This is a genomic window from Paenibacillus sp. A3M_27_13 (assembly GCF_024213315.1).
In the GTDB taxonomy this organism is placed as follows: Bacteria; Bacillota; Bacilli; order Paenibacillales; family Paenibacillaceae; genus Paenibacillus; species Paenibacillus polymyxa_B.
The window spans coordinates 681464-704220 of sequence record NZ_JANAVE010000002.1 but is presented as its reverse complement, the minus strand read 5'-3'; the positions used below and the strand labels follow the sequence as shown (position 1 = coordinate 704220).

Here is a 22757-nt window from a genome sequence, read left to right as displayed (position 1 = left end):
AAGGCTCTTTCTTCAGCACTCTATAATAACTTACATACCTCAACTGATCTTACCTATCTCTGTGGATCAGGAATCAATCGGTAGAAAGCTCATCTTCAATCACAGGCTCAGGCTTGCGGTGAATCTTCACTCTCATTATGCGAAGCCTTGTTGCTTCCTCCACCTCAAAGGTAAGGTTATAAAACTCAATTTTCTTCCCTTTCACCGGAATGCCTTCCAATTCCTTGAACAGCCATCCCCCGATGGAATCCACCTCGTCGTCTTCAATATTCACTCCAGTCAAATCATTGACATCCTCAATGAGCATACGACCGTCCACAGAGATGAAGTTCTCCTTCATTTCCACGCTCGGGCGTTCATCCTCAAATTCATCATAGAGATCCCCGACGATTTCCTCCAAAATTTCCTCCGCTGTCAGCAGCCCGGCCGTTCCGCCGTACTCATCTACCACGAGAGTCATTTGGGAATGTTTTTTCTGCATAAGGCGTAGCACGTGACTCACTTCCATGGACTCCGGCACATTCAAAATAGGACGTACCACCGAAGCCAGATCCAGTTGCTCTCCCTGCTCAGCTAGCAGAAGATCCGTAATATGGACAAAACCGATAATCTGGTCTTTATCCTCAACCGCTACCGGGTAGCGGGAATGCTTGGTCTCGCTGATAATCTTGAGATTTTCCTTAAACGACAAATTCGTGTACAAACAATCCATATCTGTACGCGGCAGCATGATTTCGCGGGCAAGCAAGTCAGAAAAATCAAAAATATTATCCATCAGCTTAATTTCGTCCTTATCAATCACACCGCTTTTGGCGCTCTGATTCATCAATATACGAATCTCTTCCTCCGAATGAGCCGCTTCGGCTTCACTCGCCGGCTGAATGCCGAATGCACGCAACAGTAAATTTGCCGCAGCATTCAATACCCAGATCACAGGCAGAAAGACCTTATAAAAAAGCAGCAAAGGCGCCGATAAAAACAACGCCACACCTTCGGTCTTCTGAATCGCTAAGGACTTTGGCGCCAGTTCCCCCAATACGATATGCAAAAAGGTAATTACGCAAAATCCGACGATAACGGATACCGTTGTAATCAGTGTACCGTCAGTTACACCGAGTTTGTGCATGAGTGGCTCTATCAGGTAGCCGGATATTGCTGGCTCTCCAATCCAACCCAAGCCCAATGAAGCCAGCGTAATGCCCAATTGGGTGGCGGACAGATAAGCATCCAACTTTTGGTTCACCTTCAGCGCATAGCCTGCCAGGCGATGACCCTCGCTTTGGAGCTGCGTCAATCGGGATTGGCGCATTTTGACCAACGAAAATTCTGCGGCCACAAATACACCATTTAGAAAGACAAGCAGCAGTACCAAGAGGAGATTCACAGCTAGCAATCCCCAATGAAACTCGGTATGACCATCCAATACGAACTCCCCATTTCTATAGTTTGCATTTTGCATCTTTTGGTTTGCAAGCAATTCAATCCAAATTTTATTGATTGGAAGCTGCTAATTAAAATCATGCAAAAATACTCATAATTGTAATGCTTTTCTTGATTTAAAGTCTATTCCTTTGTAGTACATATCCGCCACGAGCAGGTTCGGTCCACAACAGGCAGCGGCATCACAATGACAGTTCACAGTCTGATTCAGCGGATGCTCATTCAGCCATTCACCAAAAATATCGTCCAGACTGTCTTCCTGAATGTTTCCGAAAGCCGGAATGTCTGCAAAATCCGTCACATACACGCTACCCGTGAACATATTCACATTCACACGGTTTCTTCCGTCTGGATCATTACGCACCGTAATATTCGGTTCCTGACGCAAGCGGCGAAGCAGTTTGCGGTCTTCTTCCCGATCCGAACAAGCAAAGAACGGTAATGTCCCAAACAACATCCACATGTCCTGATTACGTACATCCAGCAGCTTATGGATAGAGTTTCGCATATCGTCGAGTGAAAGCACAGGCAAAGCAGAGGCAAAATTCGACGCATACATTGGATGAACTTCATGCCGTCGGCATCCCATTTCGTTGATTAACTGATGAATGCCCTCCAGCTTCGTGTGTGTCCGATAATTAATCATGGATTCAGCTGAAATGAACATTCCCATTTCACTCAATCTGCGGGCATTTTCCATCATTTTTTCATACAGGCGAACAGCACCCGCACGTGGAGTCGGCCGGCCGGTATTTGCAAAACCCACTTCATAAAAATCGTCCGCATTCAAATAGTTAAACGAAATATGCATCACATCCAGATAAGGAAGCATCTTCTCATATCTGCGAATATCTAACGTCAGATTGGAGTTGATTTGTGAGCGAATACCGCGCTCCTTGGCATATTTCAGCAGTGGAACGATCACTTCATCCACTGTTTTATCGAGTAAAGCAGGTTCCCCGCCTGTAATACTGATGGTCTCCAGATGCTCGACTTCATCCAGACGCTTCAGCATTAGGTCTAACGGCAGGAAAGGGGCCTCCTTCATAACTAACATGTCGCCAACAGCGCAATGCTCACAGCGCATATTACATAGATGCGTTACGGTCATTTCCACACTCGTTAGCAAATGACGACCATGTGTACGCAGTGAGACAATCGGGTCCCACGGATCATAGGTTGGCGATATTTGGGGTAGCGTGTTATTTTGTAGAACTGTCATTATGTTTTCACCTTATTTCTGTTATTAACCTCAAAAGACGTATAATTATCATATCATGATGTGTAAAGTGTCTGCATGCTTTCTTCCACATCATCTGCTAATCTACGTGTACTCCTCCGAAAGGGGCGGCAGTAGCGCCCAATGTGTTTGTAATCATAACCGAGAGGGATACGGACAAATCGACATCATAAGGTGCCTTCACTTCTTGCCCATCCCGGTCCCTTACAATGCGAATGACGGGTCTTTGCGGGATTTTGGGATGTATACGCACCACGACCCCCTCTTCCCCCGTGTTGAGCACCACAGAGAGTCCCAGGGGGTAAATAGCTACACAATCACGAAAGGCTTCCAGCATTCGCTGCTCATATAACGTTCCTGCCCCGGCGTACAGCACTTCCATCGCTTCATAAGGCAACAAAGCCTGTTTATATATCCGACTTGCTGTCATTGCGTCGTACGAGTCCGCCAGACCGATCCATTTCGCATATTCGTGGATCTGGTCCTTTTTCCAACCATGTGGGTATCCACTGCCGTCGATACGCTCATGATGCTGTAATGCACAATGAGCCGACAACAAGGGAATTCCAGGCTCGTCTTTGAGCAGCTTGTAGCCGATCACCGTGTGTGTTTTCATATGCTCATATTCCTCATCCGTCAATTTACCCGGCTTATAGAGTACTTGAGGTGAAATTTTCATTTTACCGATATCGTGCAGTAGTGAACCTATCCCCAGCTCCATGAGCTGGTTATTATCGTAGCCATTGGATATTCCAAGTACTAGTGAATATAAACATACGTTCAAAGAATGATGATACAAATCCTGATCCGCGGCCCCGATATCCATCAACATAATGATGGTGTCCTGACGGCCTCCAATATCGTCCAGAATGGATTCCATCACCTTATAAAATGACTTGCCAAAATATTTGTGCTTATGATCTACGGAGTAGGATGACAACCCTTGAAACTGCTTTTTGATTTCCTGTAGCGCCGCGGCCCTTGTCTGTTCATGGATCATCTCAGGAATGACGATATCTTCTGTCACAGCATCCTCAATGTATACATATCCAATACCGACTTGGCCTAGACGTTCAATCAATCGCGAAGTAAGCTCAACACCTTCCGAGAGCAGCACCATTCCGTTTTCATTGTATATTTTTTTGCCCAGCTTCATGCCGGCTCTCAATAATGTAACAGGTACCAGTCGCAGCTTAATCCTCTCCCGATTGTTTTGATACCTGAAGCCACCTAGCTGCAAAACATTCTTCCATCGCGCCCGGACGCTTCAACTCCATTTCAATCAAATCCCGTAAAAATTCTGGAAGCATAAATCGGAGATCTGTTCCGTTCGCAAGCACTTCATAACCTGCTTTGAAAGTGAACATATCCAACGTGCCCACTGTGTATTCCTCATGCTCTTCCAATAGTTGACCCGCTACACGAATGTCCGTCACTTTTTCATAAGGAGCACGGCCCGAGTCATACTGAATGGCCAAGCCTTCCACACACATCGTGCCAAGCACTTTGCCTCTGAAGCCAAAGCCCGTCATGGGCTTGTCTGTAAATTCAGGCAGCAAGGACTGCTCCAGCGCCAACCGAATATCTCTTCCCCGCAACTTCATAACACAGGCATTAATCGGCGAAGGGCATAAGGAATGTAGTATTCCTTTGCTGATATCCCCTTGAGGTAATGGGCCGAGCAGTTGTCCCGCATTGACGAGGGCAATTTCTGTTCCTGTAAAATGGGACACCGCTTGTGCCAGCATATTCCCAAAAGGGGATTCCTGATCATATGCAATCTCCAGTTTCCGATCCGTCACCGCAATGGTGCTCTCCATGGTGCGCTCTGCTTGTCTGCGATGCACCACAATGGCCGATGCCACTTTTTCGTCCAGTAGTGTCTGATCTACAGGAACTACGCCGCCTGACGTGACTCGAAACGGTTCGAGGCTATTGTTACGACTTAGTGTCACTTCACCCAGCAGCGTTCCGAACTTCCCCGCCCCACATAAAGCTGTTTTTCCGACCCAAAGCGGTTCCTCCAGCACATGATGGGTGTGACCTCCAAGGATAACGTCAATTTCAGGAAACTGCGACGCTAATTTTTGATCGGAAGGTAGACCCAGGTGCGACATCACGACCAAAACATCAACCTGCTTTCTCAGTGCCGCGATCTGCTTCCCCAGCACCTCAAACGGATTGAGCACATCCCAGCCCAGCAATTGATAAAACTCTACAAAAGGAGCCGTCACACCGAGTAAACCGACCTTGATTCCAGCTTTGTTTACGATAAGGGATTCCTTCATCCACGAAGGGCTCATCCCCGTAGCACGCTCTGTCATATTGCCGCATACGACCGGACAATGAATTCCCGCATATGCCTGTTCAATCATATCCGGGGTAAAAGTCAGTCCCTCATTGTTACCGATCGTAATTGCATCGTATCCTGTTAGATTAATCACATCCACATTTGCCCCACCGAGCGTTCCTTCCGTTTCGGGGGCCATCCGGTCCATGTGGTCTCCTATGTCGAGCACAAGCAGCGCATCCCGTGATGCGGCTCTTCGTTCATCGATCATCGCGGCTATCGAAGGCATACTGCCAAAATGACTATGGATATCATTGGTATGCAAAATGGTCAACGTTTGCCGAGTCGTCATCTCCATAACCGCCCTCCTCTATACTTTATATATATCGACTTTGGAGCTTCTAATGTTTAAGCATACCATGTTATTTAGCAATATGGTACATATGAGTGGACATAGTCCTTAAGCTTCGCTGTACTCTCTGAACAATCTCACATCATAAACATAGTGAAAAGCATTGACGTAATCTACTGTAGGTATCTGATAGGAAACGGGTGCCTGGGACCTATTTTACAGCTTGGAATAATAGTAATTTAGTCGTTGTCATCCCATATAATTCTTGATATATTAGGGTTGTTTCATATTTTCGACAAATTTACGACAATAAGGAGGTTAGCACATGAGAGTTCACGTTACCGATGCCAAGCCGGGAGATCGCCTCAAATCCGATACATACAATGGGCACGGTGTACCTGTCATGATTCAGGGCACCGAGCTTCAGCATGACGACATTTCCAAACTCATTATGCATGGTGTCGATTATATCGACATTGATGCCGGTTCTGCGAGCATTCCGGTTGACTTTGCCCCCGATGTTCCAGCTTCCCCTGAATCCCTCAAACGCGCCGTTCCCCTCATGGAGCAGACGATCAGTGGCTTTGAAAGCATGTTTCTCGAAGCTTCCTCAACTGGAAAATTTGATGAATATCGAGTTGATGAACTGTTCGGCCCTCTCGTTTCAGAGCTGGCTCGTCAAAAAGATGTCGTATCTCTGCTGTTAATTATGGAGCGGGGAGATCACTATACCTATAATCATTCTCTCCAAGTAGGTGTACTGTCATATTACATTGCCACATGGCTTGGATATACAGAAGAAGAAGCTTATGCCGCTGGTAAAGCCGGATATTTACACGATATAGGCAAATCCATGATACCGGATGAAATTTTGAACAAACCGGATAAACTGACACCTGAAGAATTTCATGAAATGAAGAAACATTCTCTCTATGGCTATGATATTATTCGCAATTCAACCAGCGATGAGATTTCTGCAATTGTCGCCTTGCAGCATCACGAGCGTGAAGATGGAAGTGGATATCCCCATGGACTGTTCAAGGAAGAAATTCATCCTTTTGCCAGCATAACAGCTATTGCAGACGTGTATAGCGCGATGATTTCCAATCGTGTGTACCAGACGAAGCAGGAGCTACTCGCCGTATTACGCGAGCTGCACAGCATGAGTTTTGGACATCTAAACCCAGAAGCTACCCAAGTGTTCATCAGACATATGCTTCCTAATTTCATTAATAAGCAGGTTCTGCTGACTACAGGGCAGACAGGAACGATTATTCTGAACAATCCTGCTGATTACTTCAGACCCTTAGTGAGAATTAACGATGATGAATATGTAGATTTATCTAGGGAACGCCATGTATCCATTGATGAAATTTATTTGGAATCCTGATCCGCTACTGCCTCCCGGCGTTACTTCGGTGGAACGAAATGTCTTGCCGAAGCCCAGGCTACGCGAATAAAAAGAGACGGTCCTTGATTCGTAGGTTCTTCTACGAAGGACAGCCTCTTTTTATGTTAGGGACATTAACCTAGTCACAATTTACAACGATCAAACACAATAAAAACGCGTTTCTACTACTATATTATTTGCTACATTTGTTTATTAAATAAGAGGTGCCTGAATCAATGTTGCGAAATTGAACTGGTGTACATGACCATCATTTAATGTGGTTTGGCCCGTAACAAAATGTACGTGCTTGCCATTTCCGACTGGAATAGCGGGTCCTGTTCTAATCCTTCTCAGATTATGAAAATGGTTCACGAAATCAGTTTTTGAAAGATCAATTTCATGGACATGACTTCTTCCAACTCGAATCGCTTGCCCAGTAACACCTGCAAAGCGGTGGTTATGTCGGTCTGCGCCTTCTTCAGCCAGTTTGGTACTACCTTCAAATTCATGTACATGCCTCTGTGTCTGTTTAGAAGAGAGGGGTTTCTTCTTCACTCCAGCTTTATTCTTCTGCATCCGTTGCCTGCCTCCTTATGTTTTGTGGCTTTACAATATCCTATTAAGCAAACATAGTTAAGTGCTAGGCAATTATCCGCAGTCCTAACAATAATTTTTTTTAATTCTATCTCCCCTTATAAAAGCGTTAGATCATAAGACAATTCAGAAAACTGCCGACATCTTTTTAGACATTACGGAAAAAATAGAAGAAGGCGAACTTAAAAAGTTCGCCTTCTGTACTAGCAGGAAATCCGAGTCGGCACAAAATCGGCACGACTCCGATTTAACAGCTTTAGAATACCTCAAAAACCTTGTCACACCAAGGGTTACTGCGTTTTAACCAATACTGCCTTCCATTTCGAACTTGATCAAACGGTTCATTTCTACCGCATATTCCATCGGCAGCTCTTTGGTGAACGGCTCAATAAAGCCCATAACGATCATTTGCGTTGCCTCTGCTTCAGTCAAACCACGGCTCATCAGATAGAACAGCTGATCTTCCGATACCTTGGAAACCGTTGCTTCGTGCTCAAGCGTGATGTCGTCATTCATGATTTCATTATAAGGAATAGTATCTGAAGTTGATTGATTATCCAAAATCAGCGTATCACACTTGATATTCGATTTTGCACCTTGAGCCTGACGACCGAATGAAGCTAATCCGCGATACGTTACTTTACCGCCGTGCTTACTGATCGACTTGGATACAATTGTGGAGGTGGTGTCTGGTGCCAAGTGGATCATTTTCGCACCTGCATCCTGATGCTGGCCTTTGCCTGCAACAGCGATGGACAGGACCATCCCTTTCGCTCCACGGCCTTTCAATACAACGGCTGGATACTTCATCGTCAACTTGGAACCGATGTTACCATCGACCCATTCCATCGTTGCGTTTTCTTCTGCAACCGCACGTTTGGTTACCAGGTTATAGATGTTTGGTGCCCAGTTCTGGATCGTTGTATAACGAACGCGTGCGTTCTTCTTACAAATAATTTCGACCACGGCACTATGCAGTGAGTTCGTGCTGTAAATTGGAGCCGTGCAACCTTCTACATAATGCACAAAGCTGTCTTCGTCCGCAATAATAAGCGTACGCTCAAATTGACCCATGTTTTCCGAGTTGATACGGAAGTAAGCCTGCAATGGAACTTCACATTTCACGCCTTTTGGTACATAGATGAAGCTACCGCCTGACCATACCGCACTGTTCAGTGCAGCAAACTTATTGTCCGCAGGAGGTACAACTGTTGCAAAATACTCTTTCAGAATCTCAGGATGCTCACGCAACGCCGTATCGGTATCCATGAAAATAACGCCCTGGTCTTCCAGTTCCTTTTGCATACTGTGGTAGACAACCTCGGATTCATACTGTGCGGATACACCAGCCAAAAACTTTTGCTCCGCCTCAGGAATACCCAGTTTATCAAAGGTTTCTTTAATTTCCGTCGGAACTTCTTCCCATGTCTTCCCTTGTTTCTCGGAAGGTCTTACATAGTACTGGATATCGTTGAAATCCAGTTCATCCATATCTCCGCCCCAGTTTGGCATTGGCATTTTTTCAAACTGTTTCAGTGCTTTCAGACGGAACTCCAGCATCCATTCTGGCTCATCCTTAATTTTGGAGATTTCCTTTACAATTTCCGGAGTGAGACCCTTACCTGTTTGGAAAATGGACTTGTGCTCGTCACGAAAGCCATATTTATACTCTTCCATTTCCGGTGCTTTCTTGGCCATGTTTCTCAAACCTCCTCTGTTCTATTTAAATTATTTATCTTCATCAATCCCTTTGCGCAGCGCGTTCCAAGCCAGTGTCGCACATTTGATGCGGGCCGGGAACTTATTCACGCCTGACAAAGCTTCCAATTCTTCATAATCATCGAATTCAACGGCTTCTCCCTTCATTAAAGAAGAGAAGCGGCTTGCCATATCCAGTGCCTGATCAATCGTTTTTCCTTTGACCGCTTCTGTCATCATCGAAGCTGAGGACATACTAATCGAGCAGCCTTCGCCAGTAAAACGGGCATCTTCGACCACGCCGTCTTTCGTTTTGAGTTGAAGAGAAATCCGGTCACCACACGTAGGATTATTCAAATCCACCGTAACGGCATCGTCCTCAAAACGTCCGCGATTGCGCGGATTTTTATAATGATCCATAATCACGCGTCGGTACAAGTCATCAAGTTGCATCGCCAAAATACTCCTTTGTTTGGATTAAGGCGCTGACCAAAGCGTCGACTTCCTCTTCCGTGTTATAGAGGTAAAAGCTGGCACGTGCAGTCGCACTGGCTTTCAACCAGCGCATCAATGGCTGGCAGCAATGATGGCCTGCACGTACAGCCACCCCTTTGCTATCCAATACGGTAGCTACATCATGCGGATGCACATCATCCAAGTTGAATGTTACAAGCCCGACATGACGTTCTGCAGGTCCGTAAATCGTCAACCCCTCCACTTCACGGAGACGTTTGAGAGCATAGTCGACCAGACGGCTTTCATGCTGTGCAATGGCGTCCAGTCCGATGCTTTCCAGAAAATCAATGGCAGCTCCCAAGCCAACGGCTCCGGCTATAATCGGGGTTCCACCTTCGAATTTCCAAGGCAGCTCCTTCCATGTGGATTCATACAATCCCACATCGTCGATCATTTCACCGCCGAACTCAATGGGCTCCATGTTTTCCAGCAGCGTCTTCTTGCCGTACAGTGCTCCGATCCCAGTAGGAGCACACATTTTGTGACCCGAAAAGGCATAAAAGTCAGCATCGATGTCTTGCACGTCTACTTTCATATGTGGTGTGCTTTGTGCACCGTCTATAACGATGACTGCGCCTTTGCGATGCGCAATAGCTGCAATCTCTTTGACAGGGTTCACAACACCCAGCACATTGGAGACATGCGCAATCGCTACAATTTTCGTGTTTTCTGTAATGGTATTCTCCACATCAGCAAGATCAACGCTACCATTCTCTTGAAGTGGAATATATTTCAAAGTCGCGCCTGTGGCTTTGGCTACCTGTTGCCACGGAATCAGATTACTGTGATGCTCCATCTGTGTGATGACAATTTCATCACCTGCCTGGCAATTAGCCCTGCCATAGGAAGAAGCGACCAGATTCAACGCCGTTGTTGTTCCTCTTGTAAAAATAATTTCCTGACTGCGCTTTGCATTCAGAAAGCGGGCTACCTTCTCCCGCGCACCTTCATAAGCATCCGTTGCGCGACTACCCAAGGTATGCACACCACGGTGAACATTTGAATTATCATATTCGTAGTAGTGCTTGATCGCCTCGATGACCGCCAGCGGTTTTTGCGAAGTGGCCGCATTATCCAAATAAACCAGCGGATGACCGTTAATCTCCTGATGTAAAATCGGGAACTGTTCACGGATCAATGCAGTATTCATTGGCCTAACTTCCTTTCAACAAGGCTTTGCAGCTGATGTTGAAGTCCTTCGAGCGGAATTTCAGATACGACAGGTGCCAAGAAGCCATAAATAATCAGACGTTCAGCTTCTGCACGGCTAATCCCGCGGGACATCAAGTAATACACTTGTTCACGGTTTACCTGACCAACCGATGCTGCGTGACCTGCCGTTACATCATCTTCATCAATCAGCAGGATCGGGTTAGCGTCACCACGCGCTTTCGGGCTGAGCATAAGAACACGTTCTGTTTGCTGACCGTCTGCTTTGGTAGCACCTTTTTCAATTTTTGTAATTCCGTTAATGATGGAAGACGCTTCTTCACGCATTACTGCGCGCGTAATCATCTGACTGGCGGAATTTTTACCAAAATGCTGTGCTTGTGTCGTATAGTTCAGCTTTTGTGAGCCGGAACCAACAGCAATGATCTTGGCATCCGAATTGGAGCCATTGCCTTTGAGCACGGACATGGTATTGCTTGCTGTATTACCGTTGTTCATTTCGCCCACAATCCATTCGATAGCTGCGTCATTTCCCAACGTAGCACGACGAATCGAAATATCCGTTACTTGCTCTCCAAACTGATGGACTGTCGCATAACGTACTTTAGCTCCTGCATTTGCAACAACTTCTACCGCACCGTTATGAAGAACAGGTGCCGCCAAATCCGCAGATACATAGTTGTCTACGTAAGTCACGGAACTGTGGCTTTCAACAATGAGCAGCACATGCGGTGCAAACGTTGCAGTCGCATCGTCCGTCAGAAATACAGCTTGAAGCGGAACGTTCAGCTCTACATTTTTAGGCACATAAGCAAATACTCCACCGTTCCAGAGTGCTGCGTGCAATGCAGATAATGAATTTTCTTCAGCCTTAATAACTGTGTTCAGATGAGCTTTAACCAAATCAGCATGCTCTTTAACCGCTGTTTGTAAATCCGTGAAAATGACGCCTTGCGCCGCCAATTCCTCGCTCAGCTTCACATATACCGCGCCGGAGTTGCGCTGAATAATCAGACCACCCTCCTGTTGCTCTTTGACCAGATCAGCAATGGCTGCCGGGACCTGCCCTACCGATGCAATGACCTCGTTCTGTTTATGTTGACCGTAATCGTTTAATTTCCATCGTTCGATTTTTGTTTTTTCAAATACCGGAAGCTCCAGTTTGCCTGCAAGCTCAAGTGCTTTTTGTCTGTCTTCGGCCAACCAAGATGGTTCGCCGTTACGTTCGGACAGAACACGCAGTTGCTCGGAATCTACCGGAAGGATTGTTTGTGTAGTCATTAGTTTTCCTCCTCGCTTCCGGCTTACGCCTCTTGTCCTACAGTTTCATCAACGATACCCAGCTCTTCCTTGATCCAGTCGTAACCGTCCGCTTCCAGACGCTCAGCAAGCTCAGGACCACCGGATTTAACGATACGTCCTTGCATCATTACATGTACATAATCTGGTTTAACGTAGTTTAACAGACGTTGATAGTGAGTAATGATAAGGAAACCACGCTCTTCGGAACGCATAGCGTTGACACCGCTAGCCACGATTCTCAAAGCATCGATATCCAGACCGGAGTCGATTTCATCAAGAATGACAATTTTCGGATCAATCATCATCATTTGCAAAATTTCATTCCGTTTTTTCTCACCACCAGAGAAGCCTTCGTTCAGGTAACGGTGAGCAAACTCAGGATTCATTTCGAGCTCTTTCATTTTGCTTTCCATTTGACGGATAAACTTAATCAGGGAGATTTCTTGTCCTTCTTCACGGCGCGCGTTAATCGCACTACGCAAAAAGTCGGAGTTCGTTACCCCTGCAATTTCACTCGGATACTGCATCGCCAAGAACAATCCTGCACGTGCACGCTCATCCACTTCCATATCCAGCACGTCTTCTCCATCCAAAGTTACTTTGCCATCTGTGACTTCATATTTAGGATGACCCATCAAAGCAGACGCGAGTGTACTTTTACCCGTACCGTTAGGACCCATGATGGCATGGATTTCTCCGCCCTTCATTTCGAGGTTAATACCTTTCAAAATTTCCTTGCCTTCAATGGTCGCCTTGAGACCTTCAATCTTAAAGTTTGTAGCCATATTCGCAATACCCTCCAAAAAATGTAGTGTGGTGTCGAAATCAGAAAGTATATTTAAACAGGGGAGCCCCCTGATTTCAAGTAATATTTAAAAATTTATTTATAATCATTCTAAACTGATTCTCAATGATTCTCAAGTTATTTTATAATAAATATCTTTAAGGGTGCAACCAACAGACACACGTTATCCAACTTTCTTCATAAAATGTTCACCCTACCAGGCACACAAATGGCAAAATTCATCCTGTGGTTGTTCATATAATTATAAATTTGTACAAAAAACATGGGATGCATGATCTTTTTCCAGCCATAAAAACGCTACTGACAGCATGACGTCAGTAGCGTTTTACATGTAGAGAGTTTATTTCAGAGCGTAACCCCATCACTATGGAGTGGAATTAATTTCACCGAACTAGGCATTGGGTAATGGAGCGAAATTCGGCCAATTAGCCCAAATAAGAGCGAAGCATCCACATATGTTTCTCCAGATCCGCTTTATAACCAATCAGCAAATCTGCAGTTGGCTGGTCGGAATTGCTTTCCGCCAGTTCGATACCTTCCTGAAACTCCTCGCATACAGTTGCAAAATCCTCGATCAAGGTTTGTACCATCTTAGGAGCATCTTCGTTGCCGGTTGCTTCCTGAATCGACGACAGCTCCAGATATTCCTTCAACGTTGCGGAAGGAGAACCTTTCAACGCGAGCAAACGCTCGGCGATCTCATCCATTTTCAATGTCACTTCATTGTATAACTCTTCAAATTTAACATGGAGTGTGTAGAAACTAGAGCCTTTCACATACCAGTGATAGTTATGAATTTTTACATATAACACATTGAGGTTAGCGACTTGACGGTTTAAAAGTTCCTCCACCGATTTGGTTTGCGTATTTTTCGAGTTACTTGTTGTTTTAGCCATCATAAATCCCTTCCTTTTTCATCAAATTGACTTTCAGGAACGTTTACATATCCATCACCGTCATTACTGACGGTAAGACGCCAGCGGGCATCCTAATATCACCTGCCGGACGTCTGTCTCATATTTACCCTCTCTATACGGAGACGAAACAAAAAAAGAGTTCTCCTTTCTTCCTCTTTCAATCCCCATAAAAAAAATGTACAAAACTTCAATGATTTTCGTTATACTTTCTCTATCCTATCAAAATACTTGGTTTAATATTGTGATATTTTTTAAACTATTTACATGCGCACATTTTATGGAGGTGACTTCGTTGTCCCAATATCATCCTTTAACGACTGAAGAAGCAATCGAATTCGTGAAGAACATCCCCGGATTTTTTAGTCAGGAAGCCCATCTGGAATGCCGAGAAATCGGTGATGGTAACTTAAATCTGGTTTTTCATATTACGGATTCTGAATCTAACAAGAGTATCATTGCCAAGCAGGCACTTCCCTATGTAAAAATTGTGGGTGAATCCTGGCCGCTTTCACTGGATCGTGCCCGTATTGAACGCGAGGCACTTCAGCAGGAACACTACATTTGCCCCGAATTGGTTCCTGCGGTACTGGCGTATGACGATGAGCTTGCGTTGACCGTGATGGAGGATCTTAGCTCACACACCATCATGCGCAAGGGACTAATAGAAGGAAACACCTATCCATATTTCGCTAATCATATTGGGGAGTTTCTGGCACGCACGCTCTTCTTCACCTCAGATTTGGGCATGAATCAGCAGGATAAAAAAGACCTGGTTAAACGCTTTATCAACCCGGATCTCTGCAAAATAACTGAGGATCTGATTCTGGATGAACCGTATCGGTTCTCAGATAATAACAACTATGGTGCGTACATCGAAGACGAAGCAGAGGCACTACGTACAGATCAAGTGCTTCACCTGGAAGTGGCTTTGCTGCGAGAAAAGTTTTTGACACGAACCGAAGCGCTTCTGCACGGTGACCTTCATACTGGTAGCATTTTTGTAACGACCGAATCGACTAAAGTCATTGATCCTGAATTTGCCTACTACGGACCCATGGGCTTTGATATCGGAGCGGTGATCGCCAATCTGCTGTTGAACTACGCAGCACAACCCGGATGGACCTCTGGCGAGAAGGCTCTAAAGGAAAGGCGTGACTGGGTTCTGGAGACCGCCATTCAGGTATGGGAGCAGTTTGAGCGTAGGTTCCGCAAACTGTGGGATGAGCATGTCACCGATCATATGGCACGTACAGCGGGATATCAGGACTTGTATCTCCAGAAAGTACTGCAAGATACGATTGGTTTTGCAGGGTGCAAAGTGATTCGCCGTATCATCAGCCTGTCGCATGTGGCAGATATCGACACCATTGCCGATCCTGCTATCAAGGAAGCTGCGGAACGTCTGGCGTTATCTATCGGTAAATCCTTGGTTCTTCGCAATCGCGAGCTTCATTCGATTCGGGAACTGGGAGACATTGTTCGGACAGCAACAGCTGCCCAAACTAAAGGAGCTTAATGAATATGAGTGAAAAGAAAGAATCGTCGCCCGTAACCTCTGGGAAAGCTACAGTGCCCAGTCAGGCTCTATCTTCGCTGGTGTGGAAAGGCAACCGCTTGTCTATGTTGGATCAGCGTCTACTGCCCGAAACGATTGTCATGCTGGATTTATTCACGGCCGAGGAAGTATGGGATGGCATACATGCCATGAAGGTACGTGGTGCGCCCGCTATCGGGATGGCTGCGGCCTACGGCGTTGTGCTAGGAGCTACCGCCTACGACGGCACCGACGCTGCTGGGTGGCTGCAGCATGTACACGCCGTGTGCGGACATTTGGCTACTTCACGCCCGACGGCAGTGAACCTGTTCTGGGCCTTGGACCGCATGAAGAAGCGGGCTGGGGAACTCATCATTGAAGCTAGCGGAGGTCAGGTCAAAGACTGGAATGCCGGGCTGGAGCGTGAAGCCACAGCTATTCAGGCAGAGGATGAGGAAGTATGTCGCCAAATCGGCATCCATGCTTTACCTCTGTTCGAGGACGGGATGGGCGTACTTACTCACTGCAATGCAGGCGGATTGGCGACAGCGAAATACGGAACAGCGCTCGCGCCGATGTACCTTGCGCAGGAGAACGGCATTCACCTCAAAGTATTTGCCGACGAAACCCGCCCCGTGCTGCAGGGGGCGCGCCTGACCGCTTTCGAGCTTCAGCAGGCAGGCATTGATGTCACCCTGCTCTGTGACAATATGGCGGGCATGGTGATGTCCAAAGGATGGGTACAGGCCGTTATTGTCGGCACAGATAGAGTCGCTGCTAATGGAGATGTGGCCAACAAAATCGGCACCTATAGCCTAGCTGTGCTAGCGAAGGCGCATGGCATTCCTTTTTATGTCGCTTCGCCACTATCTACCATTGATTTGCAGACCGCAACAGGCGCAGATATTCCGATCGAGGAGCGTTCTGCTGAGGAAGTTACCGAAAGCTTTGGTAAAAGGACCGCCCCGCAGGGCATCAAAGTCTACAACCCAGCATTCGACGTTACACCTCATGAGTACATTACCGCCATCATTACCGAAAAAGGGATTGTACAAGCACCCTTTAGCGAGAACCTGACCCATTTGTTTGCCGAATAATTGTTCTTGCATGTCATACCGTTCGTATATAATTCAAATGATAATTCTACTCGATAGAATAAAACTTTTCACAGAAAAAAACCGGAGCCAAAAAGTCCGGTTTTTTTTCGTTCTTGTTCCTCTACTCTTATGCAACATATGCACATAGGCTTCATTACACCAGTTTCAAAAGTGCTTCGTATCCTGGCATACCTGGCTTAATCCCCAGTTGCTCCGCTTCTGTCGTCACCGATTCCATCGGCGCTTCCAACAATTCTTTCAGCGTTTTTACCCCCACAGCTCGTGCGGCAAGAATTTTCCGATCCGCCAGCCGCTCATTGAGCAGCCCAACATCCAGTGCACCACACATGATGTAACCACGGGAGTTAGAGATCGTCAACAGCGTTGTTTTAGGCAGTTTGACCTCAACTCCGATAAATGTATGCTCACCCACTTGCACGGATTCCATGTGTATCATTGTTCTCACATGCACCTCCTCTTTGTTCACCCGGGATATTTTATGCGGCATTTGCGGGTAAGTGTGGACACTCGTGGATACGTTCAAAATTTTAGGAGGATTATGTATTTACAGCAAAACAGGACATATCAAAAAGACTAGATGATTCATCACATCTAGTCTCTTTATCATCGTTAATGTTCTAAGTCTACGCTTTGTCAAACTTATTTAAGTACTGTGGCGGTACAAGGTCAGCAAGCCAAAACACCATGGTTGGCTTTATAAAACTTCACTTGATTAGCTAATGCCTTTTCTGTGTCTACTTCGAGGATCACTAGTTCCCCACGTCTTTTGCCTGCTAAAATTGCAAACTCAAGGGATTCAGACAGATGTACATACTTCCTGCCCATTGGCTTAATTCCTTCATTGAAAATATTTTGGATTACCTTTGTGTTTGTACCGTGATAGAAGTTGTTGGTGGAGTAGCTTCCTTATAATCTACTCTGCCTGTACTGTGACCATAATTAGCTCTTATGTACCACAATGGTTTACTACTTGCTTGATATCCGACTCGCAGACATCGGCCCATCTATTCTCTGATCTTATCCCTTGAATCAAATCTTAAATGTCCCGTTAACATCACATACTCCTTGTAATAAATATTTGTTTTATTTATAGTAATCTATCCGATGATTCATAGCGCCTTGTGAAGTAAAGCACCAATCCCCCAATAAGGAAAAATGTAGCTCCAATTAAAAAAACTCTTATCAAAGCCATGATAAAAATCTCCGATTCATAAAACCCCTCCCCTCTAATAATCTCATTAGACTATTTTGTTCTTCCCATAATTTTGAGTATGTATCATACTTCATAACATTCACGTACCTTCCGTATACTTTAACCATATCACTAAGTAAGTAGCCTGATTGAAGACTCTCCTGTTTAAACCCACCTCTAAATTCTTAGGTGCATGCAAATTATCTTCTTTATCAGATAAATTACTATGAAAAATGAAAAAAGCTCACTCCTATTTTATTGTTAAAGGAGCAAGCTCGGTTCGTATTATTGAAGCTTCTTTATGATTCAAATGTCAACTTTTCGGGAAATATACCACCTTCTTTAACGAAGCAACGTGCCATCCGCTGTGCAGCCCTATCAAAATAAAATTTATTTGAATGACTCGGATCTGGTAAAGGTTCAATTTCAGAGAATAGCTTAGTCTCTTTGTTCAATTGAATTTTCCCCATAATGTGTTCATTTGGGCCATATCTATAAATAACTACATTCTCATCCTCATGCTCTTTAAAAAGTAAAACAAATGCTCCCATTATAAAATCTCCTCTATTCTATTTCCCATGGACGACCCGACCTTACCGCAGCTTTATGAGCAGTCTCATAGTCTGTTTTAAATATACCCTCAAATCTGGATTCAAACAATTCATGATTAAGCAAATCCATATCTTTTTCTGTTTGTAATCCTTTTTGTAATCTATCCCATGCTTGAGCTATTTCGTAATCAGAATGAAATCTGCCATAACCACTCGACTTTATATGTTCATTTATGAAAACGTGTTCTTTGATTCTTTGAACTCTACTTTCCTTCATTCCAGAATTTTCAGCTATTGCTCTTACATCACTATCAGACGCTCTGATTTGATCATACATCTCATCTGCTTCAGCTTCTCTACGAAAATATTCATCAATTGAAAGATCGTTTCTTCCACCTGTTTGTACTTCTGTTTTAGGTTCAGATTCTATTGAATTACGCAATTTCGAATTCGCATTATTCTTCGGAATCTCATACTTAATAGATGATTTCAAACCAATTTTAGGCTTGATTACTGAACTAACTCCTCCAAACAATCCTGCTGTACCGATCATATTAGCCCAGTGTTCCTTTGACCAGGCATTGTTTGGATTAAACGCCCCTTGAATCGTACCCGTTACTCCAAAGGTACCGAAATTGAGCATGTCATTCCATGAATCGTTTTGTTTAGCTGCCCGTTCCATGTACCCTTGATACATTCCTTTTGGAATACCATATGACATATAATCTAGAAAGCTCCAGACTGAATTAAACTTTTTCTCATAGCGTACTGAGTTAGCGTCTACAAAATCCTGACCTAGTTCAGTTAAGCTATCTACTGATTTTTGGAACGCATTCCGTGTATCTGGAGCAGGAACAGCACATGAATTCGGTGGAGGTGGTAAACAACTTGCGTCAATGTTACCTGCTTCCATCAGATCTGCTAATCTGAATTTATCTGCATGGTGACGTAATTCCCTAGCAATAGAATCCGTCAAGGTAACAAAGTCATTCATATTCTTCTGAGAGGTTTGGAAGGAATAGTAAAAGTGCTCTTTAGTCAGTCCTTCCCACAATTGCCCCATAGATGAAATTTGTTGTACTAAATTACTATTCATTTGAGTTGCCGTTTGCTGTGCTAACTCAAACTGCTTGGAGGCAGTCATAAGCTGCTCAGGTGTCACTTTAATTGTTGTCATAATATACCTCTGTTTGAGTTCGTTATGACATAGTAACATTATTCCGATTTATGGAAAACGAACTTAATTCCTAATTGTTATGTGAAGAGTTAATCTTTCTGCCTATGTCTAAAGGCCTTATAGTTGTAACGACAACCATATCCTGCAACTCAGGAATGAGTGTCAGAAGTTTTTATAATTATGTAGTTGTTGCTTGGTTGTGCTAATTTCTTGAGAAAATACTGAATTGTGTTTTAGGCTCATGTACTAGTAGCTTCAATACTCAATCCATAAGAATAAGCCCCTAACCAGATCGCCTCAACTTTCTGGCATGTATAGGGGCATTCATGTATGAACATATTTAATGAGCTGATAATTAATTCTTTGAATTTTTCCATTTTAGAAATGTATTTATGGCAATAACAATAATTAGAACGATGAGCAAAACATTTGTGATAGTAAGAGTGCTATTTAAGTTGCTCAATCTGGTTTCAATGTCCTGTAAACCTGAACTAGTTTTATCCCCTATTTCACTTATGCTAGAACTCATCCGATTTAAATACTGTACTAATTCACCTATATCCATCCAGCACACCTCCAGTTAATTATTTACAATAACATATTATTTTTATTATTTTTTTATAATTATTTCAGATAGTACTATAATGAGATCGTTAACAAATTCTATGGAGTTTATTGAAAAAAGGTTCAGGGAATGTGATTTACATTGTAGGCGAGTTGAAAGTAAGTAATACGATTAAACTACAACAAACGGCTACGAAACATGTACTGTATATCAAGACTATAAGGATGGGTTTGTAACTGCTAAATTATATTCGGTAATGTCAGTATAAGTAGTGGTTCATTGGCTGAGGTTTCGAATATTTCAGAAACATATTGGACACCTGTTAGTGGTGGATCTTGGAGTTTGGAAAATACACATGCTAATACCATTTCTATAACTGGTAAATTCCCTACCCAAAGGGTTCAAATTACTGGAACTGCTGTGGTTGGTACTATAGAAACAGAGTCTGGTGGGGTTTCTCTAGGTGTTTTCGGTTACAATGTAGGAGTTAATGGTCAAATGAGAAAAGCAATTAGCCAAGGCTTCACATTTAGTTATGGTAGATAAACAGTCCAAATTCTAACTCACTTTAGATCCTAATACGTAGCGGTGCCAACCAGTGTCTAAATTTTGTCATTATCGGTACCGGTGTTTTTTCTACAACTTAGTGAGGTAACCCTAGATAAATATTTTCAATTCCTCACATCTTTATCGCCCTATTCATTCCCTAACATACAAAAAAGGCTAGACGGACAGTCTCGTCTAACCTTTAATTATGATTTAATATTCTCCCTTGTTTCCCATTGGTTCGTATTAGGAATGATTCCTGTTGGGTTCGTAATAAGACCCATTTTATGACTGCATTATTTCAAAGCTTTTTCATTCAAATTTCAGTTCAAGCCCCACCAATTGGATCATAGTATAAAGTAATCTGATCACTAAACTTCCAATCTGCCAGCCCTAAACTTGAAACCAACACTTGGAGTTGCCGTTGGTATAGTTGTAACTTGACTACTCATTGTTTGTGTACTTATGACTAATACTAATAAGAAAGTCGTCGTGCATAGCTTTCTAAATTATGATACTCCGTCTTGGCTTCAGCTAAGACAAATTTCTGATACCGTTCGACAATTATCATGTAACGAAGGATTGAGCGTTCATTATTAATTATAATGGATTTCCTCATACCATCTAATAAGTACCGAACTCCCTTTTCGTACTGGCCTCTGGATAAACAATATTCAGCCAATTCACTCAATATGCCAACAAGCTGATTATTAATATTTTGCTGGTCATTAGTTTGTATTCCTCCGTGATAATCATGTATGTTTGAAACTTCACACTCTAATCGATTCAGAATATCATCAACGTCTATGCTATAACGATTGGCTGCGATCATAATGTTCCATAGACCCGGAAGAATCTCATCTTTCGTCCTTGTGATGAGATCAGTATATGCAGGAAGTACCTCTCTATTGCCAGCCATCAGCTTGGTCAGACACACATTAGCCTCACCCCACTCCTGAAATAAGTTTTTCCAGTGTTTTGTTTCTTTATCAGTCTCTTTCACCCATTCCAAATCAACAGATTCATAGGCTGCTTGCAGTGCTAACTCATAGTTTCCTTGCTCATAGTTAGCGCCTCCAATAAGTGAATTACTGAATGTTATATAAAAAAATAACGGTCGTAAAGGCTTCTTATGTTGTTCTCATTTTAGAGAGTGTGCTATAGAATATTGTGCTTTACCTAAAGTCCTTAAGTCCTTAGCAACTTCCTCAACCCGTTCCCATTTACGCAATGATCGATATACATTAGCCAAATCTACAAGGGCATCTAACTGATCTATAGCGTCGAGTCGTTTGACAAATGACTCAAATTGGAGTGCTGCTTGTAAATTTCTTTCCTGATCGTCTCCAATCTGAATCTTGAATATGCGATATTGACAGACAGCTAAGCGTTCAGAATGCTGATACTTTTCAGCTTCAGCTACACCCTCATAGAGAAGCAACGCAGCATCGTGTCGTCCTTGTTCATATAAGTTTTCCGCAATTTCGAATAACTTTGGCGAATAGAGAAGATTATCCATGATGGCTCCCACCATTCGACGAATTGAATCAAACTTATCCAGTTCTACACAACGATATAAAAATGGCTTGATTCGCCTCATATTTGTAGGGGTGTCGATGATGTAGTTTTCTATAAATAAATCATAAAAGTGACCTTCTGGTAAACTCATGCCCTCAGTCATTAGGTCAAGCTGATTAACAGACATAGATTTGTTTCCTGACACTATGCTACTTATTATTCCCCTATTCATCCCTGTAATTTGTCCAAATTGCGATAGGTTTAAGCCTTCTTGTTTTAGATATTGTTCCAATTCTGCTCTAATCGTGGGTGTAATTTTCATCTATAAACCACCCACAATACGATGCATAGTTAAAATTATTATGTAGTTGTGAAACAAGTATTAAAATGTTCTAACGATCTCGATTTTACCTTCTTTTGGAATAAAATCACATACCTTTCATATATGTACTTGAGATACCTATCGGGATAGTTTACGATGATTTTAGGGTTAAAATTATCATCCTCATATTGATGTATAGTTTATTGGGAAAATCATAATACTACTCATCCAATACAAAGTTACTCTATTGAATAGTCATGTACGTATTCCCTTGTAAATTAATCTATGAATAGAGTTTAGAATGGATGTATAGCATACAAGCAACCTCAATGATATTAGGAATGGTATCGAGTAAAAAAATGACCTGAGTATAGGAGTGGAAGTGCCAAGGGTAATTTTGGAAATTAAATAGACGTTTACGATGTAAAATCCCCCCCACCCTTTTTTTATTGTACCTGCTAGTATTGACCAATAAAACATTAAAAAGCCTAGAAATGAATTAATCTAGGCTTTGCAGATT

The 22757-nt window shown here is 43.5% G+C and carries 19 protein-coding genes and 1 pseudogene; 4 read left to right on the top strand and 16 right to left on the bottom strand.

Annotated elements, in window-relative coordinates; genetic code table 11:
• Positions 1-73: 73 nt before the first annotated feature.
• The 4 genes from NLX82_RS09735 to NLX82_RS09720 all read right to left on the bottom strand — a co-directional run bounded on the left by NLX82_RS09735 (position 74) and on the right by NLX82_RS09720 (position 5328).
• Positions 74-1423: a hemolysin family protein gene (locus NLX82_RS09735; RefSeq protein ID WP_023987891.1), complete on the bottom strand. Its 1350-nt coding sequence runs from the start codon at positions 1421-1423 to the stop codon at positions 74-76.
• A gap of 108 nt (positions 1424-1531) precedes the next feature.
• The gene (gene yfkAB / locus NLX82_RS09730; protein ID WP_023987890.1) at positions 1532-2662 is read right to left on the bottom strand and encodes a radical SAM/CxCxxxxC motif protein YfkAB; all 1131 of its coding nucleotides are present in this window, start codon (positions 2660-2662) and stop codon (positions 1532-1534) included.
• A 97-nt stretch (positions 2663-2759) separates the two neighbouring features.
• Entirely contained in the window at positions 2760-3920 is a 1161-nt protein-coding gene (locus NLX82_RS09725) for an HD-GYP domain-containing protein (RefSeq protein ID WP_025722542.1), read from the bottom strand.
• Positions 3874-5328, bottom strand: coding sequence for a bifunctional metallophosphatase/5'-nucleotidase (locus NLX82_RS09720; RefSeq protein WP_075153999.1), 1455 nt, complete (start codon positions 5326-5328; stop codon positions 3874-3876). The genes NLX82_RS09725 and NLX82_RS09720 overlap by 47 nt, the downstream gene beginning before the upstream one ends.
• Positions 5329-5647: 319 nt before the next feature.
• Here NLX82_RS09720 and NLX82_RS09715 point away from each other — a divergent pair, with 319 nt between their 5' ends.
• The gene (locus NLX82_RS09715) at positions 5648-6712 is read left to right on the top strand and encodes an HD-GYP domain-containing protein (protein WP_023987887.1); all 1065 of its coding nucleotides are present in this window, start codon (positions 5648-5650) and stop codon (positions 6710-6712) included.
• Positions 6713-6925: 213 nt separating this feature from the next.
• Here NLX82_RS09715 and NLX82_RS09710 read toward each other — a convergent pair whose 3' ends face one another.
• From NLX82_RS09710 to NLX82_RS09680, 7 genes are all read right to left on the bottom strand, one after another.
• On the bottom strand, positions 6926-7288 hold the full coding sequence (locus NLX82_RS09710) for a YmaF family protein (protein ID WP_028542906.1): 363 nt from the start codon (positions 7286-7288) through the stop codon (positions 6926-6928).
• A gap of 318 nt (positions 7289-7606) precedes the next feature.
• Positions 7607-9004, bottom strand: a complete 1398-nt coding sequence (gene sufB, locus NLX82_RS09705) for a Fe-S cluster assembly protein SufB (RefSeq protein ID WP_013309556.1) — start codon at positions 9002-9004, stop codon at positions 7607-7609.
• 30 nt (positions 9005-9034) lie between these two features.
• Positions 9035-9457, bottom strand: a complete 423-nt coding sequence (gene sufU, locus NLX82_RS09700) for a Fe-S cluster assembly sulfur transfer protein SufU (RefSeq protein ID WP_013309555.1) — start codon at positions 9455-9457, stop codon at positions 9035-9037.
• A complete protein-coding gene (locus tag NLX82_RS09695; RefSeq protein ID WP_076161336.1) occupies positions 9447-10670 on the bottom strand; it encodes a cysteine desulfurase in 1224 nt (407 codons plus the stop codon). The genes sufU and NLX82_RS09695 overlap by 11 nt, the downstream gene beginning before the upstream one ends.
• Complete coding sequence (gene sufD / locus NLX82_RS09690; protein ID WP_023987884.1) at positions 10667-11971, bottom strand: Fe-S cluster assembly protein SufD; 1305 nt, start codon at positions 11969-11971, stop codon at positions 10667-10669. Before sufD ends, NLX82_RS09695 begins: the two co-directional genes overlap by 4 nt.
• 23 nt (positions 11972-11994) lie before the next feature.
• Positions 11995-12777: a Fe-S cluster assembly ATPase SufC gene (sufC, locus tag NLX82_RS09685; protein ID WP_013309552.1), complete on the bottom strand. Its 783-nt coding sequence runs from the start codon at positions 12775-12777 to the stop codon at positions 11995-11997.
• A gap of 445 nt (positions 12778-13222) precedes the next feature.
• Positions 13223-13693, bottom strand: a complete 471-nt coding sequence (locus NLX82_RS09680) for a Dps family protein (protein ID WP_013309551.1) — start codon at positions 13691-13693, stop codon at positions 13223-13225.
• Positions 13694-14006: 313 nt separating this feature from the next.
• Between NLX82_RS09680 and mtnK the strand changes: the two genes are divergently transcribed.
• Both mtnK and mtnA read left to right on the top strand, forming a co-directional pair.
• Positions 14007-15230, top strand: a complete 1224-nt coding sequence (mtnK, locus tag NLX82_RS09675; RefSeq protein WP_068940174.1) for an S-methyl-5-thioribose kinase — start codon at positions 14007-14009, stop codon at positions 15228-15230.
• Positions 15231-15235: 5 nt separating this feature from the next.
• Complete coding sequence (gene mtnA, locus NLX82_RS09670) at positions 15236-16345, top strand: S-methyl-5-thioribose-1-phosphate isomerase (protein WP_160788877.1); 1110 nt, start codon at positions 15236-15238, stop codon at positions 16343-16345.
• 154 nt (positions 16346-16499) lie between these two features.
• Here the strand turns inward: mtnA and NLX82_RS09665 are convergent, their stop codons facing one another.
• The 4 genes from NLX82_RS09665 to NLX82_RS09650 all read right to left on the bottom strand — a co-directional run bounded on the left by NLX82_RS09665 (position 16500) and on the right by NLX82_RS09650 (position 19286).
• On the bottom strand, positions 16500-16802 hold the full coding sequence (locus NLX82_RS09665; protein ID WP_023987881.1) for a YunC family protein: 303 nt from the start codon (positions 16800-16802) through the stop codon (positions 16500-16502).
• Between the two features lie 230 nt (positions 16803-17032).
• Positions 17033-17200, bottom strand: a complete 168-nt coding sequence (locus tag NLX82_RS09660) for an RNA 2'-phosphotransferase (protein ID WP_367995881.1) — start codon at positions 17198-17200, stop codon at positions 17033-17035.
• 657 nt (positions 17201-17857) lie between these two features.
• Positions 17858-18109: a hypothetical protein gene (locus tag NLX82_RS09655; RefSeq protein ID WP_023987879.1), complete on the bottom strand. Its 252-nt coding sequence runs from the start codon at positions 18107-18109 to the stop codon at positions 17858-17860.
• Between the two features lie 13 nt (positions 18110-18122).
• Positions 18123-19286 (bottom strand): WXG100 family type VII secretion target, encoded by a 1164-nt coding sequence (locus NLX82_RS09650; protein ID WP_254347913.1) that lies wholly within the window; start codon positions 19284-19286, stop codon positions 18123-18125.
• 907 nt (positions 19287-20193) lie between these two features.
• On the opposite strand from NLX82_RS09650, the gene NLX82_RS09645 reads away from it, so the two are divergent.
• A complete protein-coding gene (locus NLX82_RS09645) occupies positions 20194-20397 on the top strand; it encodes a hypothetical protein (protein ID WP_076294943.1) in 204 nt (67 codons plus the stop codon).
• Between the two features lie 475 nt (positions 20398-20872).
• Here the strand turns inward: NLX82_RS09645 and NLX82_RS27915 are convergent.
• Positions 20873-22237: pseudogene (locus tag NLX82_RS27915) on the bottom strand (transcriptional regulator).
• Positions 22238-22757 lie beyond the last annotated feature (520 nt).

Excerpts from the sequence above, each read along its gene's own strand:
- NLX82_RS09695 (WP_076161336.1), bottom strand. The coding sequence starts at position 10,670 with ATGAATACTGCATTGATCCGTGAACAGTTCCCGATTTTACATCAGGAG.
- NLX82_RS09655 (WP_023987879.1), bottom strand. The coding sequence starts at position 18,109 with ATGGGAGCATTTGTTTTACTTTTTAAAGAGCATGAGGATGAGAATGTA.
- NLX82_RS09710 (WP_028542906.1), bottom strand. The coding sequence starts at position 7,288 with ATGCAGAAGAATAAAGCTGGAGTGAAGAAGAAACCCCTCTCTTCTAAA.
- NLX82_RS09650 (WP_254347913.1), bottom strand. The coding sequence starts at position 19,286 with ATGACAACAATTAAAGTGACACCTGAGCAGCTTATGACTGCCTCCAAG.
- sufD (WP_023987884.1), bottom strand. The coding sequence starts at position 11,971 with ATGACTACACAAACAATCCTTCCGGTAGATTCCGAGCAACTGCGTGTT.
- NLX82_RS09720 (WP_075153999.1), bottom strand. The coding sequence starts at position 5,328 with ATGGAGATGACGACTCGGCAAACGTTGACCATTTTGCATACCAATGAT.
- sufU (WP_013309555.1), bottom strand. The coding sequence starts at position 9,457 with ATGCAACTTGATGACTTGTACCGACGCGTGATTATGGATCATTATAAA.
- yfkAB (WP_023987890.1), bottom strand. The coding sequence starts at position 2,662 with ATGACAGTTCTACAAAATAACACGCTACCCCAAATATCGCCAACCTAT.
- NLX82_RS09715 (WP_023987887.1), top strand. The coding sequence starts at position 5,648 with ATGAGAGTTCACGTTACCGATGCCAAGCCGGGAGATCGCCTCAAATCC.
- sufC (WP_013309552.1), bottom strand. The coding sequence starts at position 12,777 with ATGGCTACAAACTTTAAGATTGAAGGTCTCAAGGCGACCATTGAAGGC.
- sufB (WP_013309556.1), bottom strand. The coding sequence starts at position 9,004 with ATGGCCAAGAAAGCACCGGAAATGGAAGAGTATAAATATGGCTTTCGT.
- NLX82_RS09680 (WP_013309551.1), bottom strand. The coding sequence starts at position 13,693 with ATGGCTAAAACAACAAGTAACTCGAAAAATACGCAAACCAAATCGGTG.
- mtnA (WP_160788877.1), top strand. The coding sequence starts at position 15,236 with ATGAGTGAAAAGAAAGAATCGTCGCCCGTAACCTCTGGGAAAGCTACA.
- NLX82_RS09665 (WP_023987881.1), bottom strand. The coding sequence starts at position 16,802 with ATGATACACATGGAATCCGTGCAAGTGGGTGAGCATACATTTATCGGA.